General features: G+C 42.5%; 25 protein-coding genes. 9 read left to right on the forward strand and 16 right to left on the reverse strand.

Going from position 1 to position 24926, the window contains the following annotated elements; genetic code table 11:
- Window positions 1–24 precede the first annotated feature (24 nt).
- The 8 genes from BLS64_RS06920 to BLS64_RS06955 form a co-directional block, all read right to left on the reverse strand.
- Window positions 25–1542, reverse strand: a complete 1518-nt coding sequence (locus BLS64_RS06920) for a thrombospondin type 3 repeat-containing protein (RefSeq protein WP_093112771.1) — start codon at window positions 1540–1542, stop codon at window positions 25–27.
- 148 nt (window positions 1543–1690) lie between these two features.
- Entirely contained in the window at window positions 1691–2557 is an 867-nt protein-coding gene (locus BLS64_RS06925; RefSeq protein ID WP_093112772.1) for an EamA family transporter, read from the reverse strand.
- 11 nt (window positions 2558–2568) lie between these two features.
- The gene (locus BLS64_RS06930) at window positions 2569–2946 is read right to left on the reverse strand and encodes a sensory rhodopsin transducer (RefSeq protein WP_093112773.1); all 378 of its coding nucleotides are present in this window, start codon (window positions 2944–2946) and stop codon (window positions 2569–2571) included.
- Window positions 2943–4103, reverse strand: coding sequence for a D-arabinono-1,4-lactone oxidase (locus BLS64_RS06935; RefSeq protein ID WP_218124602.1), 1161 nt, complete (start codon window positions 4101–4103; stop codon window positions 2943–2945). Before BLS64_RS06935 ends, BLS64_RS06930 begins: the two co-directional genes overlap by 4 nt.
- Window positions 4104–4139: 36 nt before the next feature.
- Entirely contained in the window at window positions 4140–4511 is a 372-nt protein-coding gene (locus BLS64_RS06940) for a sensory rhodopsin transducer (RefSeq protein WP_093112775.1), read from the reverse strand.
- Window positions 4512–4533: 22 nt separating this feature from the next.
- Window positions 4534–6129 (reverse strand): alpha-amylase family glycosyl hydrolase, encoded by a 1596-nt coding sequence (locus BLS64_RS06945; RefSeq protein WP_093112776.1) that lies wholly within the window; start codon window positions 6127–6129, stop codon window positions 4534–4536.
- Window positions 6126–7769, reverse strand: coding sequence for an alpha-amylase family protein (locus BLS64_RS06950; RefSeq protein WP_093112777.1), 1644 nt, complete (start codon window positions 7767–7769; stop codon window positions 6126–6128). The genes BLS64_RS06945 and BLS64_RS06950 overlap by 4 nt, the downstream gene beginning before the upstream one ends.
- 6 nt (window positions 7770–7775) lie before the next feature.
- Complete coding sequence (locus BLS64_RS06955) at window positions 7776–8735, reverse strand: TIGR03885 family FMN-dependent LLM class oxidoreductase (protein WP_093112778.1); 960 nt, start codon at window positions 8733–8735, stop codon at window positions 7776–7778.
- Between the two features lie 199 nt (window positions 8736–8934).
- On the opposite strand from BLS64_RS06955, the gene BLS64_RS06960 reads away from it, so the two are divergent.
- Entirely contained in the window at window positions 8935–9411 is a 477-nt protein-coding gene (locus BLS64_RS06960; protein ID WP_093112779.1) for a cation-binding protein, read from the forward strand.
- Here the strand turns inward: BLS64_RS06960 and corA are convergent.
- The gene (gene corA, locus BLS64_RS06965; RefSeq protein WP_093112780.1) at window positions 9406–10488 is read right to left on the reverse strand and encodes a magnesium/cobalt transporter CorA; all 1083 of its coding nucleotides are present in this window, start codon (window positions 10486–10488) and stop codon (window positions 9406–9408) included. The genes BLS64_RS06960 and corA overlap by 6 nt on opposite strands.
- A gap of 96 nt (window positions 10489–10584) precedes the next feature.
- Here corA and recQ point away from each other — a divergent pair, with 96 nt between their 5' ends.
- On the forward strand, window positions 10585–12693 hold the full coding sequence (gene recQ / locus BLS64_RS06970; RefSeq protein WP_093112781.1) for a DNA helicase RecQ: 2109 nt from the start codon (window positions 10585–10587) through the stop codon (window positions 12691–12693).
- 1 nt (window position 12694) lies between these two features.
- On the opposite strand, the gene BLS64_RS06975 is transcribed toward recQ, so the two are convergent.
- Window positions 12695–13480, reverse strand: coding sequence for a tRNA pseudouridine synthase A (locus BLS64_RS06975; RefSeq protein ID WP_093112782.1), 786 nt, complete (start codon window positions 13478–13480; stop codon window positions 12695–12697).
- A gap of 147 nt (window positions 13481–13627) precedes the next feature.
- On the opposite strand from BLS64_RS06975, the gene BLS64_RS06980 reads away from it, so the two are divergent.
- From BLS64_RS06980 to BLS64_RS06990, 3 genes are all read left to right on the forward strand, one after another.
- The gene (locus tag BLS64_RS06980; protein ID WP_093112783.1) at window positions 13628–14695 is read left to right on the forward strand and encodes an AI-2E family transporter; all 1068 of its coding nucleotides are present in this window, start codon (window positions 13628–13630) and stop codon (window positions 14693–14695) included.
- Complete coding sequence (locus tag BLS64_RS06985) at window positions 14696–15514, forward strand: DUF1853 family protein (protein ID WP_093112784.1); 819 nt, start codon at window positions 14696–14698, stop codon at window positions 15512–15514. It begins immediately after the preceding gene.
- A gap of 177 nt (window positions 15515–15691) precedes the next feature.
- On the forward strand, window positions 15692–16846 hold the full coding sequence (locus tag BLS64_RS06990) for a baeRF7 domain-containing protein (RefSeq protein WP_093112785.1): 1155 nt from the start codon (window positions 15692–15694) through the stop codon (window positions 16844–16846).
- A gap of 49 nt (window positions 16847–16895) precedes the next feature.
- On the opposite strand, the gene BLS64_RS06995 is transcribed toward BLS64_RS06990, so the two are convergent.
- Window positions 16896–17399, reverse strand: a complete 504-nt coding sequence (locus BLS64_RS06995) for a 1-acyl-sn-glycerol-3-phosphate acyltransferase (RefSeq protein WP_245693388.1) — start codon at window positions 17397–17399, stop codon at window positions 16896–16898.
- Window positions 17400–17418: 19 nt separating this feature from the next.
- Window positions 17419–18630: a proline dehydrogenase family protein gene (locus BLS64_RS07000; RefSeq protein ID WP_093112787.1), complete on the reverse strand. Its 1212-nt coding sequence runs from the start codon at window positions 18628–18630 to the stop codon at window positions 17419–17421.
- Window positions 18631–18731: 101 nt separating this feature from the next.
- Between BLS64_RS07000 and aroB the strand changes: the two genes are divergently transcribed.
- Both aroB and BLS64_RS07010 read left to right on the forward strand, forming a co-directional pair.
- Entirely contained in the window at window positions 18732–19799 is a 1068-nt protein-coding gene (aroB, locus tag BLS64_RS07005) for a 3-dehydroquinate synthase (protein ID WP_093112788.1), read from the forward strand.
- A gap of 111 nt (window positions 19800–19910) precedes the next feature.
- Window positions 19911–20216 carry a hypothetical protein gene (locus tag BLS64_RS07010; RefSeq protein WP_093112960.1) on the forward strand — a complete coding sequence of 102 codons (306 nt, stop codon included), beginning with the start codon at window positions 19911–19913 and terminating at the stop codon, window positions 20214–20216.
- A gap of 72 nt (window positions 20217–20288) precedes the next feature.
- Here the strand turns inward: BLS64_RS07010 and BLS64_RS07015 are convergent, their stop codons facing one another.
- The 4 genes from BLS64_RS07015 to BLS64_RS07030 form a co-directional block, all read right to left on the reverse strand.
- Window positions 20289–20837, reverse strand: coding sequence for a type 1 glutamine amidotransferase domain-containing protein (locus BLS64_RS07015; RefSeq protein WP_093112961.1), 549 nt, complete (start codon window positions 20835–20837; stop codon window positions 20289–20291).
- A gap of 130 nt (window positions 20838–20967) precedes the next feature.
- Complete coding sequence (locus tag BLS64_RS07020) at window positions 20968–21981, reverse strand: YihY/virulence factor BrkB family protein (RefSeq protein WP_093112789.1); 1014 nt, start codon at window positions 21979–21981, stop codon at window positions 20968–20970.
- A gap of 86 nt (window positions 21982–22067) precedes the next feature.
- The gene (locus tag BLS64_RS07025) at window positions 22068–22547 is read right to left on the reverse strand and encodes an Lrp/AsnC family transcriptional regulator (RefSeq protein WP_093112790.1); all 480 of its coding nucleotides are present in this window, start codon (window positions 22545–22547) and stop codon (window positions 22068–22070) included.
- 81 nt (window positions 22548–22628) lie between these two features.
- Window positions 22629–23801 (reverse strand): M14 family zinc carboxypeptidase, encoded by a 1173-nt coding sequence (locus BLS64_RS07030; protein ID WP_093112791.1) that lies wholly within the window; start codon window positions 23799–23801, stop codon window positions 22629–22631.
- Window positions 23802–24080: 279 nt separating this feature from the next.
- On the opposite strand from BLS64_RS07030, the gene BLS64_RS07035 reads away from it, so the two are divergent.
- A complete protein-coding gene (locus BLS64_RS07035) occupies window positions 24081–24491 on the forward strand; it encodes a helix-turn-helix domain-containing protein (protein ID WP_093112792.1) in 411 nt (136 codons plus the stop codon).
- 31 nt (window positions 24492–24522) lie between these two features.
- Complete coding sequence (locus tag BLS64_RS07040; RefSeq protein ID WP_093112962.1) at window positions 24523–24897, forward strand: DNA topoisomerase IV; 375 nt, start codon at window positions 24523–24525, stop codon at window positions 24895–24897.
- Window positions 24898–24926 lie beyond the last annotated feature (29 nt).

Raw genomic sequence — 24926 nt, forward strand, 5'->3', positions numbered from 1 at the left:
GGTGGTTAGTTACATGATTTTCTTTTAATCAAAATTTACGAATAAATTTCCTTTGAATCTTACATAGTAAGGTGCAGATATTTCCTCAGGCATTTGAAATTTAAAAACACTATAAGCTCCACTAACTCCTTCACCAGGAACAATTTGAACAGGGTGTATTTTTTTACAAAAACTTTCAGAATCTAAATCATCTCTTATCTCAAGTACATGATCTTCGAGATATCTTCCTGCATCAATAAATACTTCCACCGTCAGCTCATTTGGCCCGGTCGTTTTTGCGTAAATACTTCCAACAGTCAACTCCTTATGCAAAAACTCGACACTTCCAATAAAGTAGCTTGTGCTCTCAAACTGGATAAAATCATCTGTACCATTCATCGCTACTGCCAAATGATCCTCCTCGTCTGTCTTTATTTTGCAGGGATCTGTACAAACATCCCCGAAGTAATCCACACCTCCTTGTGAAGGATTATACTGGTAAGGACAATTATCTTCAATATTCACGATCCCGTCCCCATCTGTATCAAGGTTTGGATCTACGCCATTGCCGTTTTCTTCAAATAATTGGGGAGAGTCTTCCATTCCGCAATTTCCTTCCCTAAAATGGTAATAATTGAGGGTATTACCTTCTGTAAAAAGATCCTTAACATCTTCATCTGTAAAAACTCCTTTTCTAATTACGGCCTCTTCGCTTTCGTAATCAAAAACCAGCAGTTTCAATTCAAGATAATATTCATCTGTTCCTTCCCTGTCCGGCAATACAAAGCATAACGGTTCCGCAGAGGTTTCAGATTCATCTTCAAAATCGGTAATTATTATACTGTTTTCTACATCTGTATAAAAGTTCGCTCCTTTAGGATCATCGGGATTGCCGCTATAGTCCCAAATGCTTACACTATACCTTGCCGCTTCGGCATGTCTACCGTTCTCCAGGCAATAATTTCCGAAAATGCAGAACTCTATAGCCTCTGTACCTTCTAGTTGAAAGAAACTATATCCATATTGATTAACAAAACGATCATCAAAACTAAGAACATCTACTTCAACATATTTTTTCACCCCCGCACCAAGATTAATGGTCAATGGTAAGGGAGTGTCTACAAATTTGCCAAAACCCGTGGAATTGTTATCTAAAGGAGCTGTCCAGATCATATTTCCCTCCCCGTCAAAAACCTGAAAATAATCCAGCGTATAGGTGCCTGGTTCTAATTCAAGTTCAGATGATTCTTCAGTGAATATTTCACCAGCTCCATTTATATTATTTTGTAAAAGTGCTATTTGATAGGGGGAATCAATGGTACCAACCACCGGGAGGCCATCCCTTGAGAGAACGAGTTCTGCAAAAGCAGCATCTGCATCACTGCAGGAAGGTATATTAGAAGTAGCTTGTTTATCTTCGGAAGTGTTTAAAACAAAATCCTCTAAGAATATTCCGAAGGAAAGGGAAGAACGGCTATTTCCTTTGATCGAACTATCATCAGAACTACAGCCGGCAAGAAGGAACAACAAAATAAAGACCGGGATAATGCTACACTTTTTCATAACAGATCAGTTGTATGGTTTAAAAATACAGGAGGCAGCTAATGATAGCCTTTCGGGGGGAAAGTTTGGTTAGTGTAGGATCTCCTAATATAAAAATCGCTTAACTGAAGAACAATAAGTGAAAACCCTGCTTTTTTCTTCAGAAGCATCAGGATATGGCTATGATGTATAACCCTATCATGATCACAATGATTCCAATTATCCTGTTCCTGATGTTCTTTCTTTCGTTCAGAAATAGAAAGGCATATAAAATTATAAAAACAGCACTCGACCTTTTGATAGAAATGACATAAGGAACCAGGATCAACTGAATGGCAAACATCTGGGCCAATACACTGGTGGTCTTGAAGAATCCCACCATCAGTAACGGCCATTTTCGATTCCTTATTTGCAAACCTGGATTATTTGATTTCCTCCATAGGATAGGGATAAGATAAAACAGGATCACAAAATCCTTGGAAAAAGCCCAGAATACCGGCGAAGTCTCCTCTACCCCAATTTTGTCAATGTTAGCCGTGATACTCCAGATAAATGCCACCAGCAACATATAGCGGGAACCCTGATTCTTCACCAGGGAAACAAAGGGCGCAAAGATCTTTTTTGGGTCTTCGCTCATGTTGGAAATATAGGTACCTATGACGATCGTGAGAATACCCAGTAAACCTAGAAAACTGGGGAATTCGCCTATCATGATCGGCGAGGTGATGAGCATGAACAGCGGAGTAAGGGTGATCAGCGGTAGCGTGACCGAGATCTCAGAGCGTTTTATGGCTTTGAAGTACAGCAGGATCACACCCAGTTGTAACAGCGAACTGGCCAGAAGAGCCCAAAGGAACCGGGGGCTCATGGCTTCCAGTCCCACATACCATACCACCGGGATCAACAGCAGACTTTGCACCAGGTGCATGGAAAATGCAGCCGTATACTCATCTATATGATGAAGATTATGCTTACTGGTAACATCTTTGAGGGCCTCTGAAATTGCCGTGCCAAAAGCCAGTAGAAATCCGAGCATCTCATCATTTTTTAAGGTTCAGCCGGGAAGGCCATCGAGCCCATATGGGCAGTTTCTTTGGAACCGGAGTCCAGTCTGCTGAATTGCACCACAACAGGCACATTGCTTCTAATGTAGCAGGAATAATTTCTTTCCAGACGCATAGCCACAGGATCTATAAGATCATTGAACCGCACTTTTCGAAGCCTTTTCGGTTTGACTTCAATTTCATAAACTTCGGAAGGCTGCTCTTCTTCATAAAAAATGAACAATTCTATTTCTGCTGCCTCTTCAGAAGTATTTAAAATGGCAATTTTATCGTGGCTTACAAAATCAGGTTCCTTTCCCGTGCTTCGGAAGGGGATCCGGCCGGCCGAAAAAGCCCAGTCCAGTTTACCGTAGGTTTTCATAGCGTTATGTTTAGCAGTTCCTTTAAATATGGCGTCAGGAAAACTCCTTCGGGATCTAATTTTTGACGGATCTGCTGAAAATTTTCCCACTTGGGATACAGCTCCTGAAGTTCCTTCCCTTTCATGTAATGCTTTTTGCCCCAATGTGGCCGGCCGCCATACATTTTAAAAATAGGTTCTATGGCCTTGAAATAATCTTCAAACGGCAATCCCGCATTGTGATGCAGCGAAATGGTCACAGATTCGCGGTCATACATGGGGCTAATGAAAGCATCGTCTGCTTTTATGGTTCTGTAGAGCACTCTCCAGGCCACTTCCTTTCGCCATTTTTTCCGTACCTGTTCTCTTACTTCCATAAAACATTCGGGGCCGTTCTCTTTAGGCAGGGCATATTCCATTTCGTCAAATTTGAGATGACGGGAACGTGGAAGGATCTCATGGCTATGCCCCTGCTGCTCCATTTCCAGGCTTCCGTAGGGGACCTCAGGCATTTTATGATCTTCTTCATTCATGACCCTGATCTTACAGAGATCTGTGCGCGGATACCAGTAAAAATCGAAATTGCGGTTATTATTCTGAAGCTCCTCCAGGTTCTCCAGACATTTCTCCAGTGGAATACACCACTCCTTTCTATGCAGATTATAGACTGGCTGCAGCTGAAGGCGCATCTTTAGAAACACGCCGCAGCTACCCAACGCCACCTGCAGGGCTTTTATCATTTGAGGATCTTTCATTTGAGAAACCTCTATGATTTCCCCTTTTCCTGTGACCATTCTGGCGCCGATGAGCATGGAGGAAAGATTTTGTAAATTTTTCCCGGTACCATGAGTACCTGTGCCAATTGCGCCTGCCAGCGTCTGTATATCCACATCACCGGTGTTGTGCATGGCAAGACCATATCTAAAAAGGTCTTTGCCGGCTTCTTTTACGGTCATACCTGCAGGCACCGTAGCCTGTGCCGTTTCCCGATCTGGTGACTCTACACCGCGAAAATGCTTTAAAGACAACAGGAAATCTTCGGTCTTTACCAGGGGCGATGAGGAATGTCCTGCACCCACTACCCTTACTTTTTTCCCCTGCCTGGATGCTTTCCGAATTATATCACAAACCTCTTCTTCAGACTCGGGTTCAAAGACCTTTCCGGGCTGAAAAGCCATACTTCCACTCCAGTTTTTCCAGGTCGCCTCCATAGACTATTCAGAATAAGCTATAGTGCTCAACAAGGCATTTTCAGCCTGCCTTGAGTCTAGCCTGGTGTGCTGTACCACCACAGGAATGTTAGACTCGATCACACAGGCATAATCTGTACCCCTTGGAATAGGCTCCGGATCCTGCAAATCATTAAACCTGAGATGTTTGGTTCGCTGTGCCTCAACAGTAACTTTGTACGGCCCCACGGGATCTTTATCTGAATAAAAAATTGTGATCTCGATATCCGCTTTTTGATTTGAGGTATTAAGGATGCAAGCAGTTTCGTGGCTCGTGAACTCAGGTTCTGGGCCCGTTCCATATTCAGGGATATAACCTTCGGCAATGATCCAGGCTTTTTTTCCAAATGTTTTCATAGTTGTTGTTTTTTTCAAGTATTTAATCCAGTTCTATCACCAGGCCCAGGTTACCCTTAACCTGCAATTCTCCTCCCAGCTCCTCTCCTTCCATTTCAGGCTGGGTGGCGATTCTCACTTTTCCTCTCCAGTTAAAATCAGGTTTGAAATTTTCTTCGGAATCACTAAGGTTCAGGACCATTAAATATTTCCTATCCTTGTACTTTCTCATGTAAGAAAGCAGGTTGTTTTCAGTGTAGACCGGAATATGATCCCCTATATGTAATGCCGGTTCGCCGTTCCGAAGGTTTATGAGCCTGCGCTGAAAATGCAGCATACTTCCTTTTTTCTCCCACTGTTCTGTCACGTTAAGCTCTTGGTAGTTCTCCATTAATGGCAGCCAGGGTTCTCCGGTGGTAAATCCGGCGTTCCTGGTATCATCCCACTGCATGGGGGTGCGTTCGGGATCACGGCTTTTACCTACTCCGGGTTCGTTCAGAGCCTGTGGATCCTTAATTTTATTCTCGGGAATGTTCACGTCTTCCATGCCCAGTTCATCTCCGTAGTAAATAGTAGGAGTTCCCCGAAGGGTTAGCAACAACATGGCGGCGATCCTTGCCTGTTCCTTACCCACCCTGGTGGCGACCCGGGATTTGTCGTGGTTGCCCAAAACCCAGTTAGGCCAGCCTTCATCTGGCAAAGCGCCTTCGTAATCATTAATGGCCGCTTCGATCTTTTTTGCTTCCCAGGGTAATTCCAGCAACTGAAAATTAAATGGCAAATGCGCACCCTGATTGTCTTCTCCGTAATACCTTACCAGTTTGCTGATGGGTAAATAGATCTCCCCGATCAACAAGCGGTCATCGAACTCATCAACCACTTTTCTCATTTTCCGGACTATATCATGCACTTCATCCTGATCTGTGGAATATGCCGGAATATGACGGCTGTATGAGTTCATTTTCTCATTATAATCGGGGTTAGGCGGATTATCACGTAGCTTTTCATCTTTGATCATATGCCACATCACATCTACTCTAAAACCATCCACTCCTTTCTTCAGCCAAAAGCGCATTGCATCAAAAATGGCTTTTTGAACTTCAGGATTACGCCAGTTCAGGTCGGGTTGCTCTTTGAGAAAGGCATGATAATAATACTGTCCTGTTTGTTCATCGTATTCCCACGCACTGCCACCAAATACGCTAAGCCAGTTATTGGGAGGACCACCGTCTGGAGCAGGATCTTTCCAAATATACCAGTCTCTCTTCGGATCATCTTTCGACCTCCTGGATTCCCTGAACCATTGATGTTCATTGGAGGAGTGATTAGGAACCAGGTCCAGGATGAGTTTCATATTCCTGTTATGGATCTCCTTTGTCAAAAGGTCAAAATCCTGCATGGTACCGAACATGGAATGTATTCCGGTGTAATCGCTTACATCATACCCAAAATCGGCCATGGGAGACGGAAAAATGGGAGAGATCCACACACCCTTAATTCCCAGATCCTTTAAATAATCCAGTTTACTGATGATCCCGTTTAGATCCCCAATCCCATCCCCGTCACTGTCCATAAAAGAACGGGGATAGACCTGGTAAATAATATCTTTTTGCCACCACAAATATTCCTTTTCTTTCATAAGTACATTTTTCTTTTGTGCAACCAGCGGTAGCCGTATGGGGTAAGGGTAATTTCTCCTTTTTCAGGATCGAAAGGATCATACCTCATGTTTCCGAAGATATCTATGATATTCTTGAGATCCTTCTCTCCTTCCAGCTGAAATTCTACGGTCATTTCCTTGTCTGAAAAATTGTGAAAGGCTATTCCTATTCCTTTATCAGACTTGGTAAAGTAGCCCAGAACTTTAGGATTAGCGGTATCAATAATTCGACACCTGCCCCACCCAAACTCCGGAAATTCCTTCCGGTAATCAATAGCCTTTGAGATCCAGTTGAGAAAAGAATCGGGATCCCTGTGCTGGTCGCTTACATTTACTTTTTCATACCCAAATTCTCCACCTGAGATCACATTCCTAATAAGCTTCGCTTTAGGAGCATTTGAAAATCCGCCGTTCTTTTCACTTGACCACTGCATAACAGTTCTAACACTGGAGCGGCCTTCCATGGAAAGGTCCTCACCCATACCTATTTCCTCACCGTATCTCAATACGGGAGTACCCGGGAGGGTAAAAAGAAGGCTGTGCGCGAGCTCCATTTTTTTGCGATCATTTCCCAGTATGGAAGCCAGTCTTCTCCTGATTCCCCTTCCAAAAATTCGCATGTTTTCCTTGGGAGCGAAGGCTTTAAAAACCTCTTCCCTTTCATTCTTCTTTAGTTTGTCTAAATTTAATTCATCGTGATTTCTAAGGAAAATGGCCAGCTGTTCTTTTTCAGTAATGCTTTCGGGCATTCTCTCCATAGCTTTGGCCAAAGGAGTGGCTTCTTCACGGGCAAATGCCAGATAGATAAAATTATTAACGTAAAAATTGAAGAGCATGTGCATCTGGTCTTCATTTCCTAGAAATTTATTATAGTCATTCGGGTCAAGGTCTACCTCTGCCAGAAGAATGGCATCGGGTTTTTGAGTTTCCACGAATTCTCTGAAATTTCTAAAGATCTCGTGCGGATCACCATCAAAATCCATTCGTCCTTTTTCCTTGAACATGTGCGGGGCCGCATCTATTCGAAAACCTGATACACCCAGCTTTAACCAGAAATGCATGATCCTGAAGATCTCCTTTTGCACATCGGGATTGGATAGATTTAGATCTGGCTGATGCGGGTAAAAGGAGTGGTAATAATAGGCTTTAGCCTTACGGTCATACTTCCAGCTGGACCCGCTTTCCCCGTCACCGGCCATCATATTGGGCTCCGGATCTTCGGGCTTTTCGTCTACCCATATATAGTAATCCCGGTATCTGGATTTTTTGTCCTTTCGGGCCTCCTGGAACCAGAAGTGTTCGATAGAAGTATGGTTCACAGAAAGGTCGATGATCACTCGCATCCCTTCTTCCTCGGCAGCATCCAAAAGCTGTGCAAAATGTCCCAGATCACCCAGCCGCGGATCGATCTTATAGTAATCCCGAACATCATATCCATTGTCCCGGTTGGGGGTGTCAAAAATAGGCAATAACCAGAGGCAGGTCACTCCAAGGCTGGAAAGATAGGAAAGACCGTTCCTGAGCCCTTCAAAATCTCCCGTACCATCATCATTGGAGTCTTTAAAAGTCTCCACATCGAGGGAATAAAAGATCGCATTTTTGTACCAGAACTTGTTCATAGGAGATCAATTATTTAAAGAAGGTAAAACCTCTTTTCCGAAGAACCTTATGTAATCCTCCTGCCCGTTATTGACATTATGAATGATGATCTTTTCAAACCCCAGATCTTTATAAGCTTTTATTTTTTCAATAAAATAAGAAGCCTCATTGCTGATCAACACGTGCTTTTCAAGATCCTCTGGCCTTACCTTTTCTCCCAGGGCATCGAACTGTTCAGGATTATTGATCTCAGAAATTAATTTACTGGGAAAGATGTTGTTCTTCCACTGTTCCCAGGCCCCTTGCAATGCCTCTTCTTTAGAGGCGGCATAAGAGATCTGCACTTTTAGGGCCATTGGTTTATCGTCTCCCTTTCCCCCTCTAAAAGCCCGTACCATTTTTTCAAGATCTTCCAGGGGTTTTGAGATGGTGATGAGTCCGTCTGCCCAGGAGGAAAGCCATCGGGCAGTCTTTTCTGTAATGGCCGCTCCATATACGGTGGGCACGGTTTTAGGCGGAGTGAATAATTTGGCTTTTTCCACTTTTATGATCCCGTGATGGGTAGTGTACTCTCCCGTCCATAACTGCCGCATAACGTCCACCGATTCTTTAAGACGGGCATTACGAATATCTTTTGAAGGCCATTTCTCGCCGGTTATATTCTCATTAAGTGCCTGCCCGCTACCCGAGCAGAGAAAGAACCTTCCAGGAAACATTTCATCCAGGGTAGCCACTGCCTGCGCTATTATCGCAGGATGATACCTCTGCCCTGGGGCGTTCACAATACCGAATTCCAGGGAAGTAGCATGCATGGCAGCGCCAAGCCAACTCCAGGCAAAGCCGCTTTCTCCCTGTAGATTGCTCCAGGGATGAAAATGATCTGAAGAAAGTACTGCTTCAAAGCCGGCCTGTTCGGCTTGCTGCACCAGGTTTAAAAGCTGACTTGGCGGAAATTGTTCGTGTGATGCGTGAAATCCTATTTTCATTAAAATGAAATGTTTAGTTGGTCATTTTAGGAGCTATTCTTCTAAATTATAAAGGATTAAAGGATTGGAATGGATTTGTCATATTAAAAAAAAGATAAAATCTTGATACTCAATTCAACTGCAGTAAGAAATCATGATACAGATCATATAATGGTCGTAGCCAGTATTTTAACTTTGAAGCATATCAATACGAGCAAAAATGAATCATCCTTTAAAAAGACACGAAGCATTAAAACCATTGAGCAAAGACCATCACCACGGCTTGTTGCTCTGTTGGAAAATAAGAGAAGGAAAGAAAAAGGACATCGCGCCGGAAAGGATCAAAGCCTACACCGATTTCTTTTTTAATTCACAATTGAAGCCTCACTTCAGGTTCGAAGAAAATGAGATCTTCAGCTTACTTGGAAAAGATCATCCTATGGTGAAAAAAGCAGAGACAGATCACCATCGGTTAAAACAGCTTTTCACAGAAGAACACAATCTTGAAAAATCGCTTTCAGATATTGAAAAAGAACTGGAAGAACATATCAGGTTTGAAGAAAGGGTTCTTTTCAGCGAGATACAGCAGGAAGTTTCCGAAGAAAAACTCGAAGATCTTAAGAACAAGGAGGAAGAGATCAAAACTCCAGATCCTGACTCCTGGAATGACAAATTCTGGGCGAGGGAACGATCATAACCAGCGTTTTCTTTTAAAGTAGAGCATCATACCTATGAAAAGCACCAGCATGACCAGCCACACGGCAGGATAGCCGTATTTCCATTCCAGCTCGGGCATGTTTTCAAAGTTCATCCCATACACGCCGGCCAAAAAGGTAAGAGGAATGAAAATAGAAGCCATGATGGTAAGCACCTTCATCACCTCGTTCATCTTGTGACTAATGGTGGTCATATACATGTCCATAAGGCCCCAGGTCATTTCCCGATAGATCTCGATATTTTCGGAAACCTGTATCATATGGTCGTAGAGATCCCTGATGTAATTAATGGTATTTTCATGGATCAGTCCCTGATTGCCTTTTTCAAGTCGGCTTACCACCTCCCGAAGCGGAAAAACTGCCCTACGGATCCGTAACATGGTCCTTTTTAGTTCCTGAATTTCTAGGGTGGTATCTTTATGCGGTTCGGCGGTGATGAGCATTTCTTCCAGGGCCTCTATCCTGTCACTTATTTCATCTACCACGATGAAGTAATGATCTACAATGGCATCAAGAAGCGCAAATACAAGATAATCTGCTCCCCTGCTTCGAATTCTTCCTTTTCCTTTGGCCAGCCTCTCCCTGACTCCGTCAAAAACATCTCCCCCGGCTTCCTGGAAAGTGAGGACGTAATTCTTTCCAAGTACCATACTGATATGTTCATTTTCCAGGTGCCCATCAGCTCTCCTGTACAACATTTTAGCCACTATGTAATAATAATCCTTATGCTCGTCTATTTTTGGCCGCTGGTTCGTATTCACAATGTCCTCAATGATCAGCGGGTGAAGCTCATAATACTTCCCTACTTTTTCGATTTCGGTTGTATTGCTTAACCCGTCCAGGTTGAACCAGGTAACCCTGTCCTCTTCTTCGAATTTAAAAGCGTCTTCGGGAGTTGTAGAAATATACCTCTCGTAAAAATCAGCGTTGTAATCAATGACTTCCAGGGTGGTTTCGGCCTTTTCCTTACGGCCCACATAGGTCACCGTTCCGGGTGCCTGGTTAAGAGAAGTAGTGGATTTTGGCCTTTTTAAAAAATACCTTCTGTGCTTTGCCATGTATTGCTTGATTTATGATAAATGTAAGAATAAAACATCTTATGGAGAACCCCCTTAGGGGTTGTGAATTGCGACAGCTTTGTTTTCCTTTGCAAAATGGTGGAGGAAAAAGATTTACTGGGCGCTTTAAAGGAATATTTTGGTTATGACACCTTCAGGCCATTACAGAGGCAGATCATCGATTCGGTCTTTGCGGGTAATGATAACATGGTGATCATGCCTACAGGTGGCGGAAAATCTATTTGTTACCAGCTTCCGGCTACTCTCCTGCCCGGAGTCACTTTAGTGATCTCTCCCCTGATCGCCCTGATGAAGGACCAGGTTGACGGATTAACCGCTAACGGCATTTCCGCGGCCTTTCTAAACAGCAGCCAGGCAGAAGATGTGCAACAGGAGATCTTTTCCAGGATCTCAAAGAACGAGATCAAATTGCTGTATGTCGCGCCTGAAAGTCTGCAGTACATAGACGCCGTATTTTCTTCGGGAAAGATAAGTTTGATTGCCATTGATGAAGCACATTGCATCTCCAGCTGGGGCCACGACTTCAGGCCGGCCTATACCCAGCTTGGATACCTCAAAAGCCGGCATCCAGAAACTCCCATTATCGCTCTTACCGCCACAGCCGATAAAGCTACCCGAAAAGACATTTGTGACCAGCTCAATATTCCGGCGGCAAAACAATTCATAGCCTCTTTTGACAGGAAGAACCTGAGCCTCGAAGTACGGCCGGGCAATAAAAAGCTGGACCAGATCATTGCCTTTCTGAAAAAACGGCCAGATCAAAGCGGGATCATTTACTGTCTAAGCCGAAAAAATACCGAAGAGCTTGCTGTAAAGCTCAAGAGCAAAGGCTTCGACGCCGAAGCCTATCATGCCGGCCTCTCCCACAGTGACCGGATAAAAATTCAGGAAGATTTCATTCAGGATAAGAACCAGATCATCTGTGCTACTGTCGCCTTCGGAATGGGGATCGATAAATCAAATGTGCGCTGGGTGATCCATTATAACCTTCCTAAGAACCTGGAGGGATATTACCAGGAAATTGGCCGCGCCGGACGGGACGGGCTGCCCTCTTCTACCCTGCTTTTTCATAGTTATGCCGATGTGGTGCAGCTGCGGAAATTCGCTGTTAATTCAGGAAACAGTGAGGTACAGATGGCCAAACTGGACAGGATGAAGCAATATGCCGATGCCCTGAGCTGCCGCAGAAAGATCCTGCTAAGCTATTTTGGAGAGCTGATCTCTGAAGACTGTGGCAACTGCGATGTATGTAAAAATCCGCCCGAATTTTTTGACGGGACCATCCTGACTCAAAAGGCACTTTCTACCATTTTCAGGTTAAAAGGCCAGGAATCTATTTCTTTGGTCATTGATGTGTTGCGAGGAGCTCACAATGCCCAGGTCCTGGAAAAAGGATATCAGCAGCTCAAAACCTTCGGAATTGCCACAGATGTATCCTGGAGGGACTGGCAGCAGTATCTTATTCAGCTAATTAACCTTGGGTATGTGGAGATCGCTTTTCACGACCAGAACAAACTTCGGTTAACCCCGCTGGCTAAAAAAGTTCTTTTTGAAAAGGAAAAAGTGAGGCTCGCTCATGTTATACAAAGGGAGGCCGCAAAAGAACCGGTGGTTGCTGAAAAGAACTCAGAAAATACCCTTTTTGAAAAGCTACGGCAGTTGAGGCTTAAACTTGCAAGGGAAGAAGATATTCCGCCTTACCTCATTTTTAACGATGCCACTTTGAAGGAGATGGAAAAACACCGCCCCATGACCGATGAGGAATTCATGCAGATCAACGGGGTTGGAAGACAAAAACTTCAGAATTACGGGTATAACTTCATCAAGGAGATCATCGCCTTCAGCAAAGAGAAACGAGAAAAGAAGCCCCGCAAAAAGGGAAATACTTACAAGGCCACTTTTGAACTTTACAAAGAAGGCCATAGTGTTGAAGAAATCTCAAAAAAGAGAAAGCTTTCACCCACTACGGTCTATTCTCACCTGGTAACCCTGTATGAAAAAGGGGAAGCTGTAGACCTGCGTCGGTTCGTTTCAAAAGCAGATCTTGTGGCGGTAAAAAAAGCAAAGGAAGTATTGGATGATCCGGCAACTCTAAAGGCGTATTTTGAACACTTTCAGGAAGCGATTGATTATACCAGCATTAAACTGGCTTTGAGCATACTGAAAAAGGAAGAAAACTCTTGATCTAGGGAAAATGTACCTTGTTCAGGATGAGTCCGCTGCCCGGTGCAATAAAGCTCATAGGCCTTTTTACTTCCGGCGAAAGGCTTTTTCGAATATCCTCTAGTGACAGTTCCCCGTTTCCTACCCTAACCAGAGCGCCCATCATCAATCTGATCTGATTCCGCAGAAATCCTGAGCCCTGAATCCTCAAAAGATAGGACCTGTCTGGAAAAAAACTGGCAGTGATCTCTTCATTTGGCTCAATGCGGCAAAGATCAATTTTTCGTTCAACAATGGTATGTTCGCTGGGTTTGGTACAATAGTTATGGAAGGAATGGGTTCCTTCAAAAAAGTTAGCCGCGGCCATCATCATCTCCACATCAAGCTTTTCATGAAAAGTGGCGAGCAAAGGCGCTGCAAATGGATGACTCTTCTTTCCATGGGCAAAAAGGTAAATATATTCCTTCTTCTTGGGGTGCTGAATGATGTTAAATTTAGCGTCTACCTGTTTGATGCTCAAAGCCCTAATATCCTGCGGCAGGTTGTTATTGAAAAGCACCAGGAAATCGGCCATATTATTCAAAGGTTCATGATCAATGAAAAGCTCAAAGGCGGCTTGATGAGCAGAAACCATGGCATCTGTTCTACTGGCACCCAGAACCTTAAAGCGGGTCTCCCCCAGGACAAATTTGAGCGTTTTTTTTACCAGGCCTTCCACGGTCTTAAAACCCGGTTGCCGTTGCCAGCCGTGAAGGCGGTATCCCAGATACTGAATTTCAATGAGATAGTAATAACGTTGTGGTTGCAAGAAAAATTTTTCTCAAATCTATGACATTTCAGCCTGAAAAGCGGAATTCTGCCCTTGTTCTTGACCTTCGGACCAACCGCTTTAACTTTTAGTTAAAAACTTTTGGCTTGTGGTTTCGTATCTTCACTTACAACCAAAAAATGTGATATGGTATCAGGTAAAAGAATTCTGTACTACTCTACCCTTTCTGTTCTTTTCTTATACTTTTTGTTTGCAGGACTAATAGAGACGAAACCTTTTCTGGCTCCATTCACTGTTGCACTGGTCTTAGCTTTACTGGTTTACCCCTTGAGCCGAAAGATGGAAAAAAGTTTTTTCAACAGAAGCTGGGCTTCTATCGTCAATACTATCTTTATATTTCTTATTTCTTTAGGCTTTTTTGCTCTCTTTTCCATGCAGGTCAAAAATCTTGTAGATGACTGGCCAAAGATCAAGGAAACCATGAAACCAAAAATAGAGAAGCTAAAAGATTTTGTTTTTGAACACACTCCTCTTTCACAAAAGGACCTGGAAGAATCTTCCAAGGGAGGGCTTTCTGTACCTTTTTTAAGCACCGGTTCTCAACCGGGTAAAAAAGCAGCTTCCTTCTTTAGCAAAGCAATGAGCTTTTTTGGAAATTACCTGCTTACCTTCATTTACATCTTTTTTATGCTAAACTATCGTCAGCACTTTAGAAAATTCCTGCTGCGGCTGTTTCCAGATGAAGATAGGCAACGACTTCAAAATGTTATTCTCAAATCGGCAAACGTGATACAGCAGTATTTAATTGGAAAATTGATCCTTATTGGATTCCTGTCGGTATTTTATGCAATAGGATTGGGGCTTTCGGGGGTAAGCAATTTTATTCTTGTAAGTGTTCTGGCGGCTGTCTTCAGCATAATTCCATACGTAGGAAATGTCATCGGTTTTGGTATGGCTATGATCTTTGGCTATCTGGTTTCTGGAAATCCGGGAGTGCTTATCGGTATAAGTCTTACTTTTTTCATTGGCCAATTTGTAGAAAGTTACATTTTACAGCCCTATATTGTTGGAGATAAAGTAGACCTGCATCCGTTCATTACCATCCTGGTAGTAGTGACAGGAAACCTGGTGTGGGGGCTTATAGGAATGATCCTGGCCATTCCGCTGCTAGCCATCGTAAATATTATCTTCTTAAATGTGCATTCTTTACATCCCTTTGGTTATCTTTTGAGCAAAGAGGAAAAGACAGGCTAAATGATGGAAAAGGCCCTCCTGCATCAGTTCTCCGGATTTTTGAATACTCCGCAAATATGGGAAATGGCAGGCCCTTTTCCATATAGCCCGTTTGAGGTGAGAAATATCGATCTTCAAAAAATGCCTGTAGAACTTCACTTTCCTCCTACCATGGTCCTGGGAAAACGAATGGAGCGGTTTTTCCACTTTTACGTCAGGCATTTTTCCGAAGAAAAGATCATTGCTCATAATGAACAGATCATCCATGAAAAGAGAACCCTGGGCGAGCTTGATTTTCTTCTGAAAAATGAAAGATCAGGAAAGGTTTCCCATGTTGAGTTGGTATATAAATATTACCTGTATGATCCCGAAATTGCTTCGGAAGCAGAACGATGGACCGGGCCAAATCACCGGGATAATCTTCTGCTGAAACTGGAGCGGCTACAACAGAAACAGTTCCCTCTTTTGTACAGAGAAGAAACCCGGCCTTTGCTGGAAAAATTGGGAATAACGGCTGAAGAAGTAGAGCAAAAAATATGCTTTAAAGCCAATTTTTTTCTGCCGTGGGACCATCCCTCCCAAAGAATTGATCTTCCAAATGATCTGGTGCAGGGACGTTGGTTGCGAAGGAAAGAATTTACTCCTGCACGCTTTGGCAGGGAAACATTCTTTTCGCCAAGAAAACCAAATTGGCCTATCCTCCCTCAACACAATACCCACTGGCTCTCTTATGACGACCTTCAGGAACAAATAATGCCCCTGCTGGAAAAAGAACAATCCCCTCTTATTTGGATGAAAACCGGCAATGAATACCGGCGTTTCTTCCTGGTATGGTGGTAAGCAGAAGCCTTTGCTCAATTAAGAGAAAATTAACTGCTACTTCCAGGTTAATTAAGGAAAAATTATGAGTGGCTTACCCGGTGTGCTTTTGTAAATCCTCTCATTTAAAGTAACTTAACTATCAAATTAATCAGGTGGATTTTCTTCTGAATCTCCGCCTAAAAAAATTGATGAACTATGCCAATTCTCACGAAAGAACAATTTGAAAACTTAGCAAAATTTGATAATAACCCCTGCATATCCATATTTCTGCCCACGCAGCGCATAGGGAAAGATGTACTGGAAGAAAAGGACAGGATCCAATTGAAAAGCCAGTGGAAAAAAGCTTCTGAGAAGCTGAAAGAAATGGGAGTGGAAAGGGAAAAAATTGAAAAAATTGGAGAACCTTTGAAAAACCTTCTTGAAGACCGGGATTTCTGGAGACACCAGTCAGACGGATTAGCGATCTTCCTTGCCGACGGATTCATGGAGAAATTCACTCTCCCCGTGAACTTTGAAGCCTTTACTTATATAGCCGATCACTTTTACCTTAAACCGCTGGTTCCGATGTTTTCGGGAGATACCAGGTTCTATTTGCTGTCCTTGCAAATGGACAACGTCGAGCTTTATGAAGCGAACCTTTACAGCATTGGAAAAGTAGAGATCAAAGATCTAGTTCCCGCACGTCTTGAAGACAGGGTTGGTTATGATTATGAAGAAAAGTCGCTTCAATACAGATCCCAGAATCCTGCTACCGGAGACACGATCATGCATGGACAGGGCGCTGCAGAAAGAGACAGAAAGAACGAATTTTTACGATTTTTCAGGGCTGTAGATAAGGGCCTTCATGAAATACTGAAAGATGAAAAGGTACCGCTGGTGGTAGCCTGCCAGGATTACCTTTTCCCTATTTACCAGGAAGCCAATACGTATAAAAAGCTTTATTCTGAACCTGTTCCCGGGAACCCTTCAGACTACGAGCACATGCTGGCCCTGCACGCGGCTGCATTGAACGTTCTTCAACCGCATTTTAACAAGGAAAAGGAAGAAAAAATGGTGCAGTTCAGGGAAATGACACCGGGCCGCACTTCTACTTCAGTAAGTGAGATCATCCCCGCCATTTATGAAGGCAAGGTGGATACGCTCTTTCTGCAGAACAGGGAAGATATCTGGGGTAACTATAACGAAAACATGGCCTCTGTTGACATTCAGGAGGAACAATCTTCGGCTAACTTATCGCTGATGAACCTCGCTGCCGTAAAAGTTATGGAACAGGGAGGAAAAGTTTACCTGATTGAAAATGAATTCATGCCCGAGAAAAATTCAAAAATGAACGCGGTTTACAGGTATTAGAGCAAATTAAGAGTACCAAAAAACCTCTGCAATTAGCAGAGGTTTTTTATTAGGTGTAATGCGGTACCTTACCCGTTACATCTTTATAGAACTCCCTGATCTTTTGAAAATCAGTGTCTTTATCACCCGTCGTATATAAAGGGGGTGAAACTTTAACTTTTTTATTTCCAAAATCAAAAGCTATCATTACGATAGGCACATCGGCCAGCAGAGAGATGTAATAAAATCCGGTTTTCCAGTCCTTAACTTTTTTCCGGGTACCTTCAGGAGACATGGCCAGCCTGAATTCATCCTTACCCTTAAAGATATTCGCGATTGCCTCTACTTTTTTCTGTCCCGGTGTCCTGTCCAGAGGGGTTCCTCCCATCCACCTGAAATACCAGCCAAAAGGCGGCTTAAAAAGTTCCTTTTTGGCGAGGTATTTTATATCAACTCCGAGTATCCTTCTTACCAAAAGCCCAAGGTAAAAGTCGTGCCAGCTGGTATGCGGCACCACGATCACCACGCTTTTTTTAACTCCTTTGGGCCAGGAACCTTCAAATTTCCAGCCCATTATTCTGAAATAAATGAACCTAGCTAACCAATTCACTCTCCCGGTTGCTCTTCATGATTTCACCACCTCTTCTTTTTCTCTCTTCATAGAGCAGGGCCAGTTCCCTTCCGGTTTGACCTTTCACAGAAGTATTTTCTTCGGCCCTTCTTATAAGATAAGGCACCACCTCTTTCACCGGTCCAAAAGGCACAAGTTTGGCTACATTATAGCCTTCCTCGGCCAGGTTATAGCTTATATGCTCGCTCATTCCGAATAATTGAGAGAACCACACCCTGTCATCGTCTTTAGCGATTCCCTTATCTTCCATGATCTGCAGGGCGAGATAATTACTCATTTCATTGTGCGAGCCAATGAAAACAGAAATATCTTCTATATGAGCGAGACAATAGGTCACTGCCCCGTTGTAATTCACGTCTGTTGCTTCCTTATTCTCGCAAATTGGGGATAAATATCCCATTTTCGCGGCGCGGGCATTTTCTTTTTCAAGGTAAGCCCCTCTTACGATCTTTGCTCCTACTATGAATCCCTGTTCTTTAGCACGGCTGTGCAGGTCTTTCAGGTATTGCAGCCTGTCCCAGCGGTAACATTGAAGGGTGTTGTAAATAATTGCTCTTTCACGGTTGTACTTGAACATCATCTCCTCCATCAGCACATCGGCCGCATCCTGCATCCAGCTTTCTTCAGCATCGGCGAGAAGCCTTACATTATTGTTGTAAGCCGCCTCACAGATCTTATTGACCCTGTTCTTTACCCTTTGCCACTCCTCCTCTTCTTCCAAAGTAAGGCTGGCATTGGCAGAAACTTTTTGCCATATCTCAAACCTTCCGATTCCCGTAGGTTTAAAAACAGCAAAAGGAATAGCTTCTTTATCGGCCACGAACTTCACAATATTCGTCTTTCGTTCAATAGCCTTTTCAAACTCGCTTTCCTTCTCCTTTCCTTCTACGGAATAATCGAGGATGCTATGCAGATTTTTGGAGTACATCTTGTTGATGGTGGGCATGCAATCTTTCTCGGTCACACCTCCGCAGAACTGGTTGAAAATCGTCTTTTTGATGAGAGTTTCTACCGGAAGGTTGATCTTTAGGGCTACATTGGTCAAAGCAGTGCCGGCCTTTACCAGTAAAGGCCTGTCTATCATCTCAAAAAGAAAGATAGCGCGGTTAAGTTCTGAATCTGTCTTCAGCTTGAAGGCAGTCTCAGTATCATTGAAAATTTTCTTTACGATCATGAGTGTAGATTAGTTCCACAAAGATACTTATTGACTAAGAAATTTTTAGAATAATTCTCCTTATTTTCGGCCTTTAAAAGCATCTTTTTTAATACAAAAGCATGAATCTATCACAACTTGAAAACGGGGTATTTTTTAATGAAGAAGGATATCGGCAATTGAACCTGTTTCTTGCGGAAAAAAACTTCTCAAAGATCTTTATCCTGGTGGACCAAAACACTCATCTTCATTGCCTATCCAGCTTTCTTCCGAAGTTGGAAACCTCCATTCCTATCGAGGTTTTGGAAATGGAGGCCGGGGAAGCCAACAAGACCATTGAAACCTGCAACGGAATTTGGCAGGTTCTTTCTGAATTGGGTGCCGACAGAAAAAGTGTCATGATCAATCTAGGCGGCGGCGTGGTGACAGATCTTGGAGGATTTGTAGCGGCAACCTTCAAAAGGGGCATTTCCTGCATACATTTCCCCACTACCCTTTTAGGGATGGTAGATGCCGCGATTGGTGGAAAAAATGGAGTGAACCTTGATGGCTTGAAAAATCAGATAGGTGTGATTCGTCCTCCGGAAATGGTGGTTTTGGATACCTCCTTCCTGCAAACCCTTCCTGCCGCAGAGATGCGCAGCGGACTTGCTGAAATGTTGAAACATGGACTAATTCAGAATGAAGATTACTGGGATAGATTATCAGATCTTAGCAACCTTGACCTGAGTGATCTGGATTCGCTTATTGAAGAGTCCATAGAAATCAAGGAAAATGTGGTGCAACAGGACCCTACGGAACAAAACCTCAGGAAAAGTCTGAATTTTGGGCATACCTTGGGACATGCCATTGAATCTTACTTTTTAGAAGCTTCGGAAAAACAGAAGTTATTGCACGGTGAGGCAGTGGCCGTAGGGATGGTTCTCGCCGCATATTTATCCTTCAGAACAGAATCTTTTCCGCAGGAAAAACTTCAGGAAATTAAAGAAACCATAGTTTCTATGTACGGGCAGATCGAAATATCAAGAGAGGACCAGGAAAAGATCATCGAGCTGCTAAAATTTGATAAAAAAAATGAGGCCGGGAAGATTAATTTTGTTCTTTTGCGCAGAATTGGAGAACCGGTGATGGACCGGCAGGTAACGAACGAACTCATTTACGATGCGTTTTCGTATTACCTTGACAACTAAATAGTTGCAGTTTCTAGTTAAGAAAAAAGAGATTAAATTTTTTATTTAATTTAACGCCGGCGGAAAAATGAATTACTATTTTCGCTTTGATGCATGACCAAAGAATTACTTATGAAAAGAATCATTGTTGATTACAAAAAACTTACTCCGGAGATCCTAAGTCTGTTAGTCGAAAAATATCCTGACGGGTATGATGATGACCAGATCATTTCATTTAAGAACGCGAAAAATGAAACGGTAGATGCGGTGGAAGTGAGAACTGAAGACAGCATTTACCTGGTTAAGGTGAGTACAAGACTAGAGAACACCATGGCCAACTACGATGAAGACGATTATGATGATGCCGATTTCAATGAGCCAATCGTAGAAATTCCAGAAAAGACCGATGACGAAAACGAAGACGAGGAAGAAGACTAGATAAAATCAACCATATAAATGCAAAGGAACCCTTATTGGGTTCCTTTTTTTGTTTGATGAAACAGCTAAATGTTACGCGTGCTGCTCTTTATGTTTGCCTTCCTTGATCTCCTCGATCAATTTAGAATTAAAAGCAGGAAGATCTCCGGGATTTCGGCTGGTCACGAAACCTTCATCTACAACCACTTCTTTGTCTACCCAGTTCGCTCCAGCATTTTTGAGGTCATCCTTAATGGAGTTATAAGAAGTCATGGTCCTGCCCTTCACTACTCCGGCACTTATGAGTGTCCACGGGCCGTGGCAAATGGCTGCAACAGGTTTTTTCTGTTCAAAAAAATCACGAACGAATTTTAAGGCATTCTCATCTGTTCGCAGGTGATCCGGATTGATAACGCCACCCGGAAGCACCAGGGCATTGTAATCTTTGGCAGATACCTCTTTCACATTCTTATCTACTGGATATTCCTTTGACCAGTCTCCTTTGTTCCAGGCTTTGATCTTTCCGGTCTCCGGGCTAACTATATGCACTTCAAAACCCTCCTTTTCCATAGCTTCTTTAGGAGAGGTCAATTCGCTTTCTTCAAATCCGTTGGTGGCCAAGATGGCTATTGTCTTCTTCATCATTCAGGTTTTTTAGTTAAACATTTCTACTAAGAATATACCGACTATAATTCAGGGGTTGTATTAAGAAGGCGGTAAAATATTCAAGGGCTTCGTTAAAGATTTCTGAAGCAGATGTAAGAATACTATGCTATTTTTTCTTCTTTTTTTCTTCTGAAGGAGCAGAATCTTCTTCAGTGTGGGATTGAAGGGTATCCAGGATGCGTTTTTCATCTATCAGCTGACCTCTTTTTTGCTCCAGCCTCTCCAATTCCTGATATATAGCGGGCTCAGCATACTCGTTTGGCTCTACCCTGTCCCGCCGATGCAGCGCATATTGAACGGTGAATTCAGCTCCAAAGAAAACGATCATGCAGGTATAATAGACCCATAAAAGTATAAGTACTACCGATGATGCCCCTCCATACACCGACCCCGGATTGCTTTGGCCAAAGTAGAAGCCAATGACATATTCGGCTATTAGGAAAAGTACCGTGGTAAGCATGGCTCCCAGGTAAGTGGTCTTCCAACGCAGTTTCACATCGGGCAGCCATTTAAAGATGGCGGCGAAGAGTGAGGTAATGATGAGGAAAGAAATAAGAAAATTCAGCACATTGATCATAAATGTTGTGATGATGGGCGCAATAGAAGCGAGATAATCACTCAATGCTTTGATAACCGTATTGATTAGTAAGGAGATCAGCAACAATAACCCCAGAACGAAGACCATTCCTAAAGAAATGATCCTGTTAATAATGATCCTTTTAACGGTGTTTTTCTTAGCGGTAACATTCCAGATATTGTTCATGGCGGCTTTGAGCTGAAAGAAAACTCCCGTGGCTCCGAAAATGAGGAAGGCCAATCCAAAGATCACCGCCAGGGTGGAACTTTCATTAAGGGCAGCATTTGCGATCATATTTTCTATAGCCGCGGCTGACTCTGTTCCTATAAAATCTCCTATTTCAGTAGTGATCCTGCCCTGGACCGCTTTGCGACCAAAAAAATATCCTGCAACGGTGACCACGATGATCATTAAAGAAGGTAATGAGAACAAGGCGTAATAGGCTATGGTAGCACTTCGGGCCCAGGGATCATTCCTGTTCCAGTTAAAATATGCTCTTTTGAGAAGATTCCAGAAAGAAGTTAATTTGTGTTTTATATTCATCTCAATGCCCCTATCTCATATTAATGTATAAAAAAACCCTTTAAACACAGCAGTTTAAAGGGTTTTTAATAAGATTTTAGGAGAGACTACAGATTCTCAAAAATGGAATGCATCAGGCGTTTTTTATCATTGATGCTTTCTTCAAGAGAGATCATGGTCTCTGTTCTGTAAACACCTTCAATGTCATCTAATTGAAAGATGATCTCTTTTGCATGCTGAGTATCACGTGCTCTTATCTTGCAGAAAACATTGAATTTGCCAGTAGTTACGTGAGCTACTGTCACAAATGGAATTTCGTTGATCCTTTCCAGAACAAATTTGGTCTGAGAAGTGTTTTGCAGAAATATGCCCACATAAGCAATGAACGCATATCCTAGCTTCTCATAATTAAGGGTAAGAGAAGAACCAAGTATAATTCCTGCCTCTTCCATTTTCTTCACCCTCACGTGAACCGTACCTGCCGAAATACTCAATTTTTTAGCTATATCGGTGAACGGGGTCCTGGTATTATCAATCAACATATTCAGGATCTGGTGATCGGTCTCATCTAATCTAAACTTTGCCATATCTTTTGTCTTTTCAAAAATTCTCCACTATTTTAAATGAACTACAAAATTACTACAAAATGATTAGATTATAAATAATATTTACGGAATATCCTGTGATATTATTGATAACTTCTCGTTATTTAACAGAATTTGAGTGACTATATCGTTTTCGTTAATATCTTTTCCTGAAATATCCTTAACTTCCATCCCTTCACAATCTATTTCCTTATGACCGAAATATGAAAGATTTTCAGCCATTGTCTGCACCACCGGTTCAAAATGAACTTCATTACCCCTAACCTTTTCCTCATATTGAATGGCTATATCGACATTTTCTCCTTTTACAGCAGCATTTCTTAGAATTATATCAAAAAAATTCTTTTTATTTTCCGGAATTTGAAAATAATCCGCAGCCTCGCAAAACCTGAAATTTCCATTGGCTATAGAATGTAAACCGGTGAATATTGCAAGACCGATATATTTGCGGGTCTCTTCTCTCAAATAGTCATTGGGAAAATGACCGGCTTCAAATAAAATGGTTGGCACTTGCAGGCTTTGAAAGGTATCTCCCGTGCAATTGATATTAAAAGCGTCATCATAGCGCCCAATCATCCCCGGCAGGTACTCCTGCAATACTTTATTCATTTCCACAATTATCTTCATGGAGCGTTTCCGGGATTCTGTTATTGATCTTTCCGGATCCATAGACGGAGTAAGAAAAGAGATTGTAGCCGGTTTGTCAGTGTCCCCAGCACTAAAGATGGTACGCTGATCGTGGAGGTTGAAACAAAAATCTGGTTGAAAATCATCATAACACCTCTTCAACACCCGGCTTTCCACTTCTTTTAATTCCTGAGCATCCCGGTTAAGATCTACCTTGTTCACATTTGTACGGGTGTAGCGTACGGCACCATCTGGATTTAACATAGGGATCACCAGGAAAGTACATTTCTCCAGCACTTCTTTGACATCATTCACCTCCTTATGATTTTTAAAAAGGTTTAGAAGGTCAAGCACCGCTTTGGTCGTTGTACTTTCGTTGCCATGCATCTGAGACCATCCCATGATCTTAACAGGACCTGTGCCTATTTTTATGCTGTGTATAGGAACATTTAAAAAAGATCTTCCGATTTCTTCTATATAAAAATGATCCCTCAGCTTTTCCAGCTGAGGAGAAAGTTCATTGCAAGAAAGGAACCTTCCGGAAATAGCTGAGTTTTTAAAATTAGGATAGAGGGTCAAAAATGTATCGGCTTGAACGGTTTTTTTCATGTTTACAAAAGTAAATAATCCATAATTCACATTTGTAAATCACAATAATATACACTTTTGTTTCAGATTGTAAACAAATAAAGAACTGGTAGCTCTACACCTCATGGAATCATTCCTACATACTCAAATAAGTTCCTTAAAATTCTGTTTTTTAGTTATTTGTAGTCATTTACTTAAATAAAAAAGTAAGCTGTATTAATCCGTTTACAAATGTAATTTGGTGGATTGTAAACATTATTTTACTTTTGTAAACAACATTATTCGCTCAAACTGTTTACAATGGTGAACACTGAAGATTTTACAAAACGGCTCCACAAGATCATGGAGTATCATGAGCTTTCCGCAGCTTCTTTTGCCGACAAGATCGATGTTGGCCGCTCCTCTATTTCCCATTTACTTTCCGGAAGGAATAAACCCAGTCTGGATTTTGTAATGAAGATCGTGAGTGCTTTTCCCGATGTGGAATTATACTGGCTTCTAAATGGCAAGGGAAGTTTTCCGAAGAAAGAAGATAACGCTCTTGCCCCTGTTGCTCAGAAACAGGTTTCTGCGTCACAACCTCAGGCCAGAGATCTTTTTAGTAATTCTGATGAGGTGGCCACGGCAATGGCAGCCGGTGATAGCCGGAAGGAAATTCGCCGAATCGTTCTATTTTACAGCGACGGCACTTTTGAGGCATTTGAAAATTGACCGTGATCCAAAAAAGGCTTTAATTTGCAGTATGCGACATGCCTACATTATATTGCTTCTTTTGCTGAGTTTCACTTCCTGTTATCAGCCGGAAAGAAACTGCAGCGATTTTAAGACCGGTACCTTCGAGTTTGAATCCTATTTGAATGGAGAACTAGTCAAGACCCGGTTTGTGAGAAATGACAGTATTGAAATCGATTATTTCCGCGGCAAAGCAGATACTTCTACAGTTCGCTGGATCAATGACTGCGAATACCTGGTTAAAAATAAGAATCCAAAGAATCGTGCCGAAGAGAAACCCATTCATATGAAGATCCTCACCACTAAAGGCAATTCTTATACTTTTGAATATGGTTTGGTAGGGGAAACGCAAAAACAGCGGGGTACGGCTGTGAAAGTGGAGTAAAATTACTCTAGATCTTTTCCGAAGAGAAA

It is taken from the genome of Salinimicrobium catena, from assembly GCF_900102915.1.
GTDB lineage: Bacteria > Bacteroidota > Bacteroidia > Flavobacteriales > Flavobacteriaceae > Salinimicrobium > Salinimicrobium catena.

What these genes read in the sequence shown, in the direction of transcription:
- BLS64_RS06935 (WP_218124602.1), bottom strand. Translation starts at nt 4,103, where the DNA reads ATGGCTTTTCAGCCCGGAAAGGTCTTTGAACCCGAGTCTGAAGAAGAG.
- BLS64_RS06980 (WP_093112783.1), top strand. Translation starts at nt 13,628, where the DNA reads ATGGTATCAGGTAAAAGAATTCTGTACTACTCTACCCTTTCTGTTCTT.
- BLS64_RS06990 (WP_093112785.1), top strand. Translation starts at nt 15,692, where the DNA reads ATGCCAATTCTCACGAAAGAACAATTTGAAAACTTAGCAAAATTTGAT.
- BLS64_RS07040 (WP_093112962.1), top strand. Translation starts at nt 24,523, where the DNA reads ATGCGACATGCCTACATTATATTGCTTCTTTTGCTGAGTTTCACTTCC.
- aroB (WP_093112788.1), top strand. Translation starts at nt 18,732, where the DNA reads ATGAATCTATCACAACTTGAAAACGGGGTATTTTTTAATGAAGAAGGA.
- BLS64_RS06960 (WP_093112779.1), top strand. Translation starts at nt 8,935, where the DNA reads ATGAATCATCCTTTAAAAAGACACGAAGCATTAAAACCATTGAGCAAA.
- BLS64_RS06955 (WP_093112778.1), bottom strand. Translation starts at nt 8,735, where the DNA reads ATGAAAATAGGATTTCACGCATCACACGAACAATTTCCGCCAAGTCAG.
- BLS64_RS07030 (WP_093112791.1), bottom strand. Translation starts at nt 23,801, where the DNA reads ATGAAAAAAACCGTTCAAGCCGATACATTTTTGACCCTCTATCCTAAT.
- BLS64_RS06940 (WP_093112775.1), bottom strand. Translation starts at nt 4,511, where the DNA reads ATGAAAACATTTGGAAAAAAAGCCTGGATCATTGCCGAAGGTTATATC.
- BLS64_RS06950 (WP_093112777.1), bottom strand. Translation starts at nt 7,769, where the DNA reads ATGAACAAGTTCTGGTACAAAAATGCGATCTTTTATTCCCTCGATGTG.
- BLS64_RS06985 (WP_093112784.1), top strand. Translation starts at nt 14,696, where the DNA reads ATGATGGAAAAGGCCCTCCTGCATCAGTTCTCCGGATTTTTGAATACT.
- corA (WP_093112780.1), bottom strand. Translation starts at nt 10,488, where the DNA reads ATGGCAAAGCACAGAAGGTATTTTTTAAAAAGGCCAAAATCCACTACT.
- BLS64_RS06945 (WP_093112776.1), bottom strand. Translation starts at nt 6,129, where the DNA reads ATGAAAGAAAAGGAATATTTGTGGTGGCAAAAAGATATTATTTACCAG.
- BLS64_RS06995 (WP_245693388.1), bottom strand. Translation starts at nt 17,399, where the DNA reads ATGGGCTGGAAATTTGAAGGTTCCTGGCCCAAAGGAGTTAAAAAAAGC.
- BLS64_RS07010 (WP_093112960.1), top strand. Translation starts at nt 19,911, where the DNA reads ATGAAAAGAATCATTGTTGATTACAAAAAACTTACTCCGGAGATCCTA.
- BLS64_RS07020 (WP_093112789.1), bottom strand. Translation starts at nt 21,981, where the DNA reads ATGAATATAAAACACAAATTAACTTCTTTCTGGAATCTTCTCAAAAGA.
- BLS64_RS07015 (WP_093112961.1), bottom strand. Translation starts at nt 20,837, where the DNA reads ATGAAGAAGACAATAGCCATCTTGGCCACCAACGGATTTGAAGAAAGC.
- BLS64_RS07000 (WP_093112787.1), bottom strand. Translation starts at nt 18,630, where the DNA reads ATGATCGTAAAGAAAATTTTCAATGATACTGAGACTGCCTTCAAGCTG.
- BLS64_RS07025 (WP_093112790.1), bottom strand. Translation starts at nt 22,547, where the DNA reads ATGGCAAAGTTTAGATTAGATGAGACCGATCACCAGATCCTGAATATG.
- recQ (WP_093112781.1), top strand. Translation starts at nt 10,585, where the DNA reads ATGGTGGAGGAAAAAGATTTACTGGGCGCTTTAAAGGAATATTTTGGT.
- BLS64_RS06920 (WP_093112771.1), bottom strand. Translation starts at nt 1,542, where the DNA reads ATGAAAAAGTGTAGCATTATCCCGGTCTTTATTTTGTTGTTCCTTCTT.
- BLS64_RS07035 (WP_093112792.1), top strand. Translation starts at nt 24,081, where the DNA reads ATGGTGAACACTGAAGATTTTACAAAACGGCTCCACAAGATCATGGAG.
- BLS64_RS06925 (WP_093112772.1), bottom strand. Translation starts at nt 2,557, where the DNA reads ATGCTCGGATTTCTACTGGCTTTTGGCACGGCAATTTCAGAGGCCCTC.
- BLS64_RS06930 (WP_093112773.1), bottom strand. Translation starts at nt 2,946, where the DNA reads ATGAAAACCTACGGTAAACTGGACTGGGCTTTTTCGGCCGGCCGGATC.